The organism is Raoultibacter timonensis (genome assembly GCF_022845715.1).
GTDB classification, from domain to species: domain Bacteria; phylum Actinomycetota; class Coriobacteriia; order Coriobacteriales; family Eggerthellaceae; genus Raoultibacter; species Raoultibacter timonensis.
Genome location: NZ_AP025564.1, coordinates 186,901 through 199,985, shown reverse-complemented (window position 1 = coordinate 199,985; position 13,085 = coordinate 186,901). Strand labels below are relative to the sequence as shown.

Genomic DNA, 13,085 nt, shown 5'->3' with positions numbered 1-13,085 from the left:
ACGAGCACGACATGCACAGGCTTCTTCCGCGGGAGCGCACCGCGTTCGGGTACCCGTCGGCTAAAGACTCCGTCGTCAAAGCCTCGTAGCCTTTTGCACGAACGCCCGCTCACTTGTGTGATGCAAAATGCGCGGACTCTTTCGTTCTCGCGAGATCGATAGAGTCCGCTTTGCTTAGTCTGGCTTTGAGAATAAAAACAGCTTTCAGCGGCCCCAGTATAACCAGTCCGCCCCTGCAACAAGCCTCGGCCTGCCGCAGGGGCTCGCCTGCAACTACCTCATGTCGCGCCTGCGTTTCTTGTGCGCGGCCGCAGCGCCCAGGGCAAGAGCAAGCGCCGCGATCGCGCCGACGAGCACCACCGTCACAACAAGCGGATCACCCGTGCGCACGATGTTCGAGATCAGGCCGATACCCGCAGGCGTTTGCGGCGCGATGCGAACATCGACGGTGTTCGAGCGGTACTCGGCCTCGATACCGTTCGCACCCGCAGCAGATACGAGCGCGGTGTTCGAAATGACCGAGCCGCCCAGAGCCGAAGCGTCCACCCTGACCTTGAAACTATATACGGTTTCGCCGACGGCTGCGGGATCGATGGTCCATACGACCGCATGCCGCGCCGCATCGTAGGCGCCGCCCTCGGTGGCCGAGCCGTCCACGTACGTCACGGAGGCCGGCACCGGATCGACGAGCATCGCGCTCGCGAACGCCAGCGGGTCGGACAGGTCAACCTTGAGCGTGTACTCGAGCTCCTGACCCGGCTTAACCTCTTCGCCTTCTTCCACGTTTACCGTCTTCTCAACGCCCATCCACATCGCATGAAGCGTCACATCGCCGCGCATGGCAATCGTATCGCCCGGCTTGAAATGGGTGCCGGTGCCGTCGGGCTCGGTGTTCCACCCAACAAAGTGCGATTTCTCCTTGGCGAGCGGCGAGCCGTCGCCGAGCAGCGCACGCGTCATGAGATCGGGCGTGCCGACGTTGTCGAGCACGGTGGCGACCTCGTCGTCGTCGTAGATGACCGCATCGACGGGAGCCGAGCCCGTATCGGCCGCACCTTCACGGTAGAGCACCCGATACTCGTTGATGGTCACCTCGTCTTCGACGGTGTTCGATTCGTAGGCCCCGCTTGTCACCATAACCTCGGCGGTGTTCTCAACGAGCGCACCCGTTTGCGCATCCGCATCGACGATCACTTCGAAGGTGAGCGTGATGGTTCCGGGACCGCTGGGATTGAGCGTCCAGACAACCTCGTCGCCAACCAGCTGGCCTCCCATGTTCGCGCTGCTTCCCTCATAGGACGTCCCCGCAGGCACCGCATCGGACACAGTGATCGCCTGGGCATCGGGAACGGCAACCTCGATGGTGTAGCGCAGCTTCTCATTCGGCTTAAGCGGCGCCGTCGGCTCGTCTTCCGCCGAGCTTTTCTCTATACCGAGCCATTGGGCGTAGAGGTCGAGCCCGCCCTCGGGCACAGCCGCCGCATCGCCCGCATCGTAGTGCGCGCCCGTACCGTCCGCTTGGGTGTTCCATCCAGCGAAGTGCATGCCGTCGGCAACGAGCGCGGGAGCGCCTTTGTTGTCGAGCACCGTGGCGTCCGCGTCGACGAGGTAGTAGCCCTCGTCGACAGGCGCGGTGCCGCCCGTAGCACCGTTTCCGTGGTAGGTTACCTGCGTGGTCAGGGCAGCGGTGTCGTTGGTTTCCGTGGAATCGTAGCTGCCCCACTCGGTTGCCGCGATAGCGGCCTTGTTCTTGACCGGCAGCTGCGCCGTTCCCGAAACGATATCGGCATCGGCGGTTGCTGTGAAGCCAACCGTCACCACCTCGCCCGCGCTCACGCCGCCTATGGTCCACACGATGCTCCGCGTGCCGTCGGTGTAGACGGCCTGCGCGCCGGCGCTGCCAACGTCGTAGGTAAGCCCCGCGGGAACCACATCGGTGATCGTCAGATCGCCCGCAAGGCCCATCGGCACCGTTACCGCAATCGAGTAGGATATCTGCTCGCCGGGCTGCAGGTAGGTGTCATCTGCATTTTCCTTTGCCGACGTTTTCACCGCCTGCGACCACATGGCATACAGGTCGAGGTCCGCCGACAGGTTGAGCGTTGCCGCAGGCGCATAGTGCGTACCCGATCCGTCGGCCGCGGTGTTCCAGCCGACGAACGTCCAGCCGTCCTTCGCAAGCGATGCGCGCCCGAGCACAACCACCTGCTCGGTCGGAAGGTAATTGTTCGGATCGCTCGGCGCCGTGCCCTCATCGGAGCCGTTGCCGTGGTAGGTGACCGTGTACGACGTGCCCACAGGATCCTTCTTCAGGTTGGTCTGGTAGGTCGATCCGCCGTACGCGACGTCGGCTACGTTGGTAATCTCGGCTACGCTCTCGGCATCCTCGTCAAGCGTCACCGTGAACGAAACCGTGAGCTGCGTGTCCTTGGCAAGCGTGCCGATGGTCCAGGTGACCTTCTTATCGATCGCGTTGTAGGCTCCCTTAAGCCCCGCATCAGCCCCGTTGACAAGCAGGCTTCCCGCTTTGAACGAGGTCTCGGCCGGTACGAGATCGGAAATTACGAGATCGGTCGCATCTTCAGGCAGCGTAACTGCAATCGTATAGGTGAGTTCTTCGCCGCGTTTGAGATCGGTATTGCCCGTATGCTCCTTGGCCGAGGTCTTACTGGCCACGAGCCACATAGCCCACAGCGTCATGTCATCGGTAGGCGTTATGCTCTCACCCGCCTTGTAATGGGTGCCGGTGCCGTCGGCTTTCGTGTTCCAGCCTGCGAACACCTTGCCGCTATAGGCGAGCGGTACGGTCTGATCGTTTGCTGCCGCCGCCGCAGAAGAGCCCATCACGACGGTCTGATCGTCGGGCACATCGCCTACGGCCCCGTTCGCCTCGTAATCGATCGTGAGCTTCTGAGCGTTCTTCAGCGCGAAGCCCGTCGCCGCAGAACCCGTTACCGAGGGGTTCCAGAGCGTATCGGCCACATCGGTGTTGTCGACCTTGGTCTCGACGAGCTCGTAGGCGATCGGATCGGTGTAGCCCGAAGCGCTTTCGTAGCCGCTCACGTGCCCCACCTGGATCGTCCACGATCCGTCGCCGTTCACCGTGACCGTACCGTCCGAACAGGTCGGGTTTCCGAGAGCGGGCACGTCCACCCACACGCTCTTAGTCGTCTGGTCGCCGTCCTCGTCGGTGTTGCGCAGTTCGAACTCGATGCGCGAACCCGCGCTTGCACCCGTGGGCATCACCCACGTCTTGGTCACTCCGACCGAAATCCAATCCTGCAGCTCGATCGTGTCGGCGAACACGAGCGACTGTTCCATCTTGAGGTTCGCGGGCACCGTGGCTCCGAGCTTGAAGTGCTCGCGTTCGGCGGCGACCGAGCCTGCATAGGTGCCAACGTCGAATTCGGCGATGGGGCGGGTGCGCTCGGCACGGTCGACGTTGACGAGCAGGGCACCCGTCCCCGACACGGCTCCGGGAAGCTCCTTCGTCACCTCGATGGCGCGGTCGGCCCATACGGGGGTTTCCGACGTACCCGTGTTAGCCGAGGCAAGATAGATCTCATGGCCTGCGAAGCTCGCATCGGTGATGCTGGCAAGCTCGAACTTCGCACCGTCGTGGTAAACGCCCGATCCACGCGCAGCCTCGTTGCCCGCAAGCGTCGCATCCTCGAATCGGACGGTCGCGCGGTTGGACACCGCTCCGCCGAACACCGTCGTCGAGACGTTCTTGTTGTTCTGCAGCACCGCTCCCCCGTAGAGCTGGAGGTTGCCGCTGCCGCTCGTTGCGATGAGCGGAGCCTCGGCGGATACGCCGTTCGCGGTTGCCTTCGGGCCGATATCAGAGCCTGCCACACGATTCTTGTGGCCGTCGATCACGAGATCGTCCACCGCGAGCATGCCGCCCGTCACTTCGATGAGGGTTCCCGTATGGCTTTCCTTATCGAAGCCGGGAAGGCTCGCGTAGGCGTCAGGCCGCGAGTAGCGCTCGATGGTGATGGAGTTGCCCGTGAGCACCGTTTCCTCGGGATCGCCCATGAGCCCCGCCGTGTACGAGGTCGAGGTGATGTACGCCGAAGCGTCCATGGTGACGGTGTTCACCACGTAGATCGTGCCGGCGTTCTCCTGCTCGGCAACCTTGTAGGCCTGCGAGAGCGTTTCGACTGCGTTCTCGGGATCGAATCCCGTGTTCGTGTTCAACCCGTTTACACCGTCGACGTACACGCCCGCAACGAACTGCAGCTCGAGCATGTTTTCGGCTCCGCTGCGGTTGCCAAGCGAGTACACGGCGCTCACCTGATCCTCAAGGCGGTACAGCTTCTTGTCGGTCGCACCGGGGTTCGTACCGCTTGCGGGGTATTCTACAACCGGCCGACCTCGGTACACATCTTCGAGCGTGATGGAAAACGGCGTGCCGCCCGAATTCATGATGCCGCGCTCGCGCGCCGTAATGAACGCGCTGTTCTGCGGCGCGGACGTGCTGCCCGTGCCTGCAAGGTAGATTTCATCGGTGAGACCCAGGTAGCCGCCCGCCAACTCGAGCGTGCCGGCCTGATAGATCGAATCGCCGAAGTCGGCTTGCGTGTTGGTGGTCGAAGCGTTCGTCAAGAGCGCGCTTCCGCCCCGCTCGATGCGTACCGCACCGCCCTTGCCGTCCGTTGCGACGTTGTCGTTGTTGACGACCGTCGTAAACGAACCGGCAAACGATCCGCCGTCCGCCACGGATATCACCGGATCCAGCGCGTCGACGCCGTCGGCAGCGAAGGGAGCGGTACCCGAGAAGGGTTCGCTGTGGCCGTCGAAGGGCATGCCCTGGCACTCGAAGGTTCCGGCCACGTTGAACAGCGTGCCGTAATGCGTTGGCGCGGTGTAGCCGACAAGCGTGTTGTGCGCCGTCGGTTGGGCGTAGCGGCGGATGTACACCGTGCCTGCGGTTTCCACCTCATCGGATTTGCCTTTGTTGTACACCGACAGCTCGTCGGTCGCGTTGTTGGTCAGCGAGAAGGAATCGCCCGGCTGCACCGTCACCGTGTTGACCACGATGATGACGCCGCCGCCCGACCCGTCGGGGCTGAACGCCTCGGCGGCCTTGAGCAGCTCGTAAGCGTGCTCGAGCGTGTCGACCGCCGTGTCGGGCGTTTCGCCGTTGTTGCCGGGAAGCCCGTTCACGCCGTCGAGGTAGACGACGCCCTTCTGCTGGAGTTCGAGGATGTTGCCCGCAAGGTTGCGGTTGCCGAGCTTGAACAGCGCGGCCACGTCGGGTTCGAGCCCGAAGTAGGCCGCCTGCGCGGTTGTCGGCACAGAACCGCCCGGATACTCCACCACCTCGCGGTGGTTGTAGGGGTTCTCGAGCGCGATCGAAAGCTGGCCGGAGGGCACGTAGGCGTCTTCGACGTTCACGATCGAGCTGAAGCCCGCGCTGACATCCGACGTCTTGGTGCCGGTCAGATACACCGATCCGCTGATCGACGAAGTACCCGCCAGCATGGTGAGCGTGCCGTTCTGGTATATCGCCGCTCCCTTGCCCGCCTTGGTCTGCGCGATCGCAGCGGTGTCAGCGATCGTCGTCGTGCCCTCGTTGAAGATGGCGCCGCCCTTGCCGCCCGTGGTGTAGTACGTCCCGGATGCGGAACCGTCGGTGTTGTCGTTGAGCGAAAGCGCCGCGTTCACACCGAGATTGAAAGAGGCGCCCAACTCGACCTTCACGAGCGAGCCGCCCGTGATCTCGTCGATGTCGCGGCGTCCGTCGATGGCGATATCGGTGAGCTCGAACGAGCCGCCCGACTCGACCGTAACCAGTTCGCCGAGGTAGGCCGGATACGCCGTACCAGTCAGCGAGAAGCCCGTATAGCGAATGATACGCGAGGTCATCTCGACAATACCGTCGCCATCGGTGTCGATGAGACCCTCGGAAAGCGTCCACGTCTCGCTGCCCGTCACGATCATGGGGCCGCTGACGAAGAACACGGTATGCGTCAGATCGTTACCAGCCGCAAGCTCCTTGGACTTCGCCTCGGCAAACGACTGGTACGGCGTTGCCGGCGTTGCGCCGTCGCGCTGCCCGGAAGGCACCGAGGTCGTGGAGTCCATGAAGATGTACGCCTTGAGCACAAGGTTCGGCGCCTGCTTCTCAAGCACGAAACCGGGAGCGCTCACCTCGAAGTAGCGGTAGTACGCCGTTGCCGTTCGGATGACGTCGCCATCGGGCACGACCACGGCATCGCCCTTCCTGAACGGACTTGACGACAGGCTGGTCGTTGTGGGAACGTCAACCTTGTATAGGCGGTCCTTCTGATAGATGCTGCCCGCAAGCGTGATGGCGTTGTCGCGCGTCGTGAGGAAGATGCGGTCTTCAACGGTCGTGCGACCGCCCTTGAGGGTGAAGTTCGGCGAATCGACATAGATTGCCGCGTTCTGCTTTGACGCTTCGGCGCCGGTAACAGTGCGATTGTTCTTGATCGTGCCGCCCGCAAGCGTGAAAGCGCCGTTCTTGTCAACGTACACCGCCGGCCCCCAGGTGGCTGCATTGCCCTCGATGGTGCCGTCGGCCATGACGAAGGTGCCGTTGCCGACCATCACCGCGCCGCCGCGGAAGTAGCGCAGGTTGGTCGCCGTATCTTCGATGGAGCCGCCGTTCATGGTGAGCGTGACATTCGCCGCCGCAAGGTGGAAGCCCGCTCCGTACACCCAGGAATTGTTCGGCTGACCCTCATTCTTTACCTCGTTGTTGCGAATGGTCGCGCCAGCTATGGTTGCATCGGTCGCCACCGTGTTCGACGCGGTAAGATACACCAGTCCGCCGTAGATTGAACCCGTGCCAACCTGCGAGACCACGTTGTCCTCAACAACGGTCGTGCCTGAAAGCGTGAAAGCAGACTGCGAAATGTAGAACAGCCCGCCCTGCACCTGGGAATCGGTGCTCAAGTGGTTGTCGCGAATGTGCGTGTCGTGGATCGTCAGGCTTCCCCCAGCCGACCGGAACAGGCCGCCCATCAGCGAGTATGATCTCGTCCCCTCAGAGATGATGCCGTGGATCGACGAGTCAGTCACGCTCATGGTTCCCTGGTTGGAGAACAACGGTGCCACACCCGTCACATGCACATCGGTCACCTCGACGTTACTCATCCTCAGCGTTCCGGCGTTGTTGATCACAAACGCGCTGCCGCCTGCAGAATTAGATGTTCTGATATCCCTGAAGCCACCCCCGTTCATGGTGACCGTTCCCGTGGCACCCACGCTGAGTACACCGCCGTAGGATGAATGGGTGATCGCGTTGGTGAATTCCACATTCGTGAGGTTCGCGACCCCAAGCCCGTCCACGGTCATGATCTGCTGCCGGGTATCCTGAACCGCCGGCCTGGCATCATCGAACGTCAGATTGGCCGCAACGAATGGCGTCGGCGTAGCGGTAACCGAGATCAGTATGCCTTTGTAGTTCTCTTCACGCTTGATCAAGGGCTGCCACGTATCGCCCTTGTCGTTGGTGAACAATCCGCCTTCCGGAAGGCTCCAATCAAGATCGTTGATGCCCTTGGAGGCAAGGTACGGCTCGACCATGTAGTTGCAGATGTAGATATCGCCGCCCTTCTCACGGGTCTTCAATATCTCGAGCGCTCGCGCGAACGTGCGCACCGGGGTGCTCGGGCTTGCCCCGTTGTTCGCATCGTCGCCCTCGGCTGCCACACCGTAACTGTTGTTGCCCGCGATATACACGTCGCGTCCCGGAATGACCACGATGTACGTCTCGTCGGCATCGGTTCCGTGCACGATGCCGTAATCCCTTGGGATGTTGTCGGTCGTCTGGTACAGGTCGTAATAGTCGGTCGCATCAGCCACGCCGCGCGCCGCATCGGGCCCGACAACGCGATGGCCGACGAACGCCTGGATGTAGGCGAGTTTGAACTTGCCCGCCGACAGCTCGTCGATCGGGGTGCCGAGCTCGTTGGTCAGCGTGATGATGTTGCCCTCGTACGCCAGATACGTCTCATCGTCGATCTCGGCGTTGGCATCGATGAACAGAGCGCCCTTCGTCCAGATGGACATGCCCTTCGTTATCGTGCCGCCCTGGTTGTTGCGCAGGATCGAGGTGCCCGGCCCCATGGAGAGCGTGGGTCCCTGATCGAGCCGGACGCCGTTTTGCCCGTTATCGGATATCGATGCCGAACCGGTCATGACAATATCATAGTCCGAGAGCCGCTCGGTCGTGTAATCGGTGATGTATATGCCGTTGTTCTTGTACCCGCTGATCGTCGCCTGATCGGTCAGCGTGATCGTGCCGGCGGTGTAGTAGGGTATGTCGCTTGCCCTCCTCACGTACACGCCCTGCGACTGCCCGTTCGAGAAGCGGGCGTTGTCGGAAAGCGTCAAATTCGTGCCCGAAGCATAATCCTCGTACGCAGGGCCGCTCGTCGCGTTGTCGATGTAACTGTCCCCAGAAAACGTCACGTTTGCGGCAGGACCGCTCGCCGCTTCGCGCAGATCCATGAACACGCCTCGATCGCACGAGTCGATGCCGGCGTCGTCGGTAAACGTGACGGCGAGGTCGGTGTACGCGAGCGAGCCCGACCCGCCCGTATAGATGCCAAACTGAGAGAGATCGATCTTCGTCCGTCCGGAGAGATCCGCCGAAGCACCCTTGCTCGATCCGAATCGCAGGGCGCTGGAAAACCCGCTGATCGTCACGTCGTCTTTCGCCGTGAGCTTCGGTCCCGCAATCGCATCGGATCCGCCTGCGGCATGGTAGCCCACGCCCCGTTTCGCCGTGATCGATTCGATGCGCGCAAACCCCTGCAAGATCACCTCGGCATCGTTTGCCGCATAGATGCCCGTGCCGCCATCGACAATGATGGTCGGATGGGAAGCATCGGTATCGGACGACGTTCCCACAACGGCTTTCGCGCCGTCCAGCACCTCGATGCCGAGCGACCCTTTCGCCTCGATCACGCTTTCGTCTTCCATGCCCACCGAGGTCTTCATGAGCGGCCCGTTCGAGCCTGATACCGAAACGCCCGCCCGCCCGGCATAACCGAGGTTCGATGTCGTCTCGCAGGTGATACGCGCCTGATCAGCCAGACGCGCCGTCGATCCTGCGGTAAGGGTGATGGCATCGTTGCGGTGGCTGCTCAAAACGCTGTCGCCCTGCATGACGATCGACGACTGGCCTTTCATCCTGATGCCGTATTGGAAGTTGTTGGACACGACGCTGCCGCTGTCGAGCACGACCGATGCGCCCAAATCGATGTCGATGATCGCATCGACGCCACCGGCGGTCGATGAGGTGACGTTGGGGTTCTCAGGGCTCACCGCCTCGGCCATGCCGTTGACCACGATGTTCTCGAGCGTCAGGCTTCCTGAGCCGCCAAGCGCGGTCACCATGGTTCCGTAGTAGCTCGCAAAGCGTTTGACCTGCGGGAACCATTCGGAATCGTACGCCTTGTGCTGCTGGGTGTACGCGGAGTCGTTCTGGTAGTCGAGCGACCACACCTGCGCGTCGATCACGCGAACCTCGCCGCATATGTAGATGAACGGCTCGAACGTCTGGGCGGCGGGAACGCTCGCCGCGTTGGCGTCGGCGATGCGCTCACGCAGAATCTGCTCGGCCCGCGCATAGGTTGCAACCGCATCGTCGGGACTCGTGCCTCCGTTGGTAACGTCGTTGCCGCCCATGCCGTCGACGTAGACGCCCTCGCCGACGAGAATGATGTTCTTGTTGAAGCCGCCCAATGTCGTCTTAGGAGGAATGGTGCCGCCCTCGAACGTCGCAACATAGGGCGAGGCGTCCTCGAGTTCGTAGGTCTGCCCCGCAACCGTCACCGATCCCACCGGCTCGACCACCGTCGATCCCACTTCGAACACCTCGGTGTTGACCGAGATGGGCAGACTCACCGAAGAGCCGGGTGCATCGAGCAAGAGCAGGCGGCTGAGCGCCGTGTTCAAGAAGAAGTTGTTGTTGTCGAGCGTGAGCTGGTTCGCATCGACGTACACCTTGCGCGCATGGTTCGCTGGGATGTCTACGAACACCCCGCCCGTCGTCGGCGCAGACGCCCCGAACCGCCCGCCGAGCAGATAGGCCTCGTCGGCAAAATACGCGTTGGAAGAAGCACCATCGGTGCACAGGTTGTCGGTTACGTCGCCCGATTTCATGGTGAAGGAGCCGCCCTGGAGCGAGATGCCGCCACCTTCCGAAACGGCCTCGTTGCGCGCCACCGTCGTTACGCCGTCCATGGTTACCGTTCCCGCCGCCACGTAGAGACCGCCGCCCGAACCGGTGGCTACGTTGTCGGTTATGGTGCAGTCGGTCAGCTTGAGAACGCCGCTGGCGGTGTGGATGCCCGCACCGAGGGGGGCACTACCCTTCTCGATTACGACACCCCCGAGGATAACGTCTCCCCGGGATTCGTACGTCGAAAGGTTTCCACCGTAGCGCGTTGCGATGTTTGAGGTGAACACGATGGAGCCCGGAGACGAAGCAATGGCCTTGATGTTCGATCCGTGGATCGCGCCGCCGTATTCAGCTTTGTTGCTATCGAACGTTGCCGCCGTCAGATCCATGGTAACCGTCGAGCCGGTTCCGACGGCACCTGCGTAGGTTCCGGTGTTCGATTTGAAAGTCGCGCCTGCAATGCGCAAGCTCGCATCGTCGGTAGCATAGACAGCTCCGCCGTTGCGTCCGTAATTCGATTCGAATAACGCGCCTCCCGAAATGTCGACGGAGCTGTACTTGTACGCGGCAATGGCACCGCCGAGACCGTACTCGCCGACCTGGTTGCTCTTCATGGTGCCGCCGGTCATGATGAATTTTGCATTCTCATGCAGGCTCACGGCTCCACCGCCACCCGAGCGCGCAGTAGCCTTGTTGGCCTCGAACGTGCCGCCCGACATGGTGACGGTGGATGCCCCTTTCGCATACAGTCCGCCGCCATGGCTGGACGTCGACGAGGACGAACCCGAGGTGTTGTACGACTGGTTGCCCGTGATCAAAGCCGTGCCGCTGATCGTCACCGTCGCATCGCCCACGGATATGCCCGCTCCGTAATCGCCGGAAATCGGAGCGCCGCGGCTGTACTGGTAGTTGTTCAGAACCGCGCCGCCCGACATGGCAAACACGGTGTTTGCAGGCTGGTACGACACGCCCTTGATGCGCACGCCCTGCGAACGGTAGCCGATCTCGCCGCCGGTCATGGTGAACGTCGTCTTCTTGCCAGCTGCGCCCTGAACATCAACGCCGATACCCACAACGGCTGTCGAAGTCGTCTCGGAACCGAGTATGCGGGTGCCGTCGCCCATGTTGAACGTCGCGCCTGGCTGCACGAGCACCGTGCGGCTGTCCGCCGAAGGCGATGTGTCCATCTGGATCGTGATGTCGGATGTGGTGAGCGTCGCGCCCGCGGGAACGCGGATCATGTTCGAAGTCAGCGTTGCCGCCTGCGCGGATTCGTTGTGCTTGTGGTCGGGGTCTCTGCAGATCATCACCCTGGCATCGGGGAAGGTGGCCACAGGAAGCGACCAGGTTTCTGATCCGTCGATCGTCACGGTGTCGCAGATGTAGATGACACCGCGACCTTGCAGGTTCGTGTGCTCGAGCAGCTCCTTGGCACGGTCGAACGTCTTCACCGGGAAGCGGCAGTTGCCGCCGAAATTCTCGTCGTCGCCCTTGCCCGACAGGTAGATGGCTTCGTACTGGAAACTGCAGTACAGCTCGAGCTTCGTTATGTCGAACACGCCAGCAGGGTCGCCCGCCAAAGTCGGGCCCTCGTTGTCGTATACGAGCTGCCAGTTGTATGCGGTGTTGCCACTGTTGAGCTGGAAGTACGGCTTGATATCGAGTCCCGGGACCGTCGTTTCGACCACGTTGACGTACTGGTAGTTCAGGTTGTCGGCGATGCCCGAGTAGTACAGCGTGTACACGGTGCCGGGGTTCGGCGTGGCCGTGAGCTGCAAGGGGTTGTAGATGGCGCCTGTGCCCGCATCGCTTCGGCCCCAATCGTCGAGGTCGGTCTGGATCGCTCCTTCAACGCTGACGTTCTGGCCGATGTTGAGCTGACCGCCCGTGTTTTCGATGCCTCCGATGATGCGCATCGTACCCACCACCGGATCGCCGACGATCTTCACGTCCTTCAGGGTGAGCGTTGCCGCGCTCGATCCGTCGCCCTCGTCGGGCACGAGGAACAGCTCCTCGACCGTCTTGTCCCAGAACGTGAAGGTGACATCGTTGTTGAGCGTCGATTGGGGATCGATGCCGTCGATGGTCATGTTCTGCGGCGCAATGACCGTGCCGTTTGTGGCTGTCGATCCGAGCTGCACGGTGGTCATGACCACGACGGTCGCCCCCGTCGTAAGGCGGAAGAGCTCTTGGACGCGATCGTAGGTGAGCACCGGGTAATCGGCGCTTGCGCCTGTGTTCGTATCGTCGCCCGCAGCCGCGATGATGCGCTGATCGTCGGGGTCGCGGATCGGCACGTCGGAAGGGTTCCAGTAGATGAGCTTGTTGTCCGAAAGCGGGATGATGCCATCAGCGGCTGCCGCAGCGGCGAGGGCCGCTTCGTCATCGAGCCCGTCGGCTTCGACATCGCCTGCGCCTGCTCCCTCGCCGAGACCGTCGCCTGCGCCCTCGGGACCCTCGGCGCCTTCGCTTCCGCTTGCGCCGCCCGTGTCACCGTCGTCCGAACTGTTTCCGCTTTCGCCGTCAGACGAGCCTTCGGCAGAACTGCCAGCCGCTTCGTCGGTCGAGCCGGCCGTCGCTTCGCCCGATCCGCCCGATCCATTCGAGTCTCCCGCGGTTTGCGGGAGCACAGCGAGCCCATTGCCCGATTGCGCACCCGAAGCGTCCGCAACAAGCGGGCCAGCGGCGTTCGCCAGAGGAACGATCGCGGATGCCTCGCCCGTCGACGTTGGAGCAGCGCTCCCGCTCGGTTCGGCTGACGCAAACGACGGCACCCCCAACGACGTTACTACGAGCAGGATCGACAGGGCCAGCGATACCGCTTTGCGCATTGCGGGCACCCCGCCTCCCTTTTCCCGCCGTTTCGCAGCCTGGATATGCTCGATGCCCCCGGAAGCTTTGCCCATCGGAATCTCCCTTCGAA

General features: G+C 62.4%; 1 protein-coding gene. It reads right to left on the bottom strand.

Annotated features, from left to right (window positions below; all coding sequences use genetic code 11):
• Nucleotides 1-273: 273 nt before the first annotated feature.
• Nucleotides 274-13,068 carry an InlB B-repeat-containing protein gene (locus MWL89_RS00630; protein ID WP_244411331.1) on the bottom strand — a complete coding sequence of 4,265 codons (12,795 nt, stop codon included), beginning with the start codon at nucleotides 13,066-13,068 and terminating at the stop codon, nucleotides 274-276.
• Between the last annotated feature and the right edge of the window lie 17 nt (nucleotides 13,069-13,085).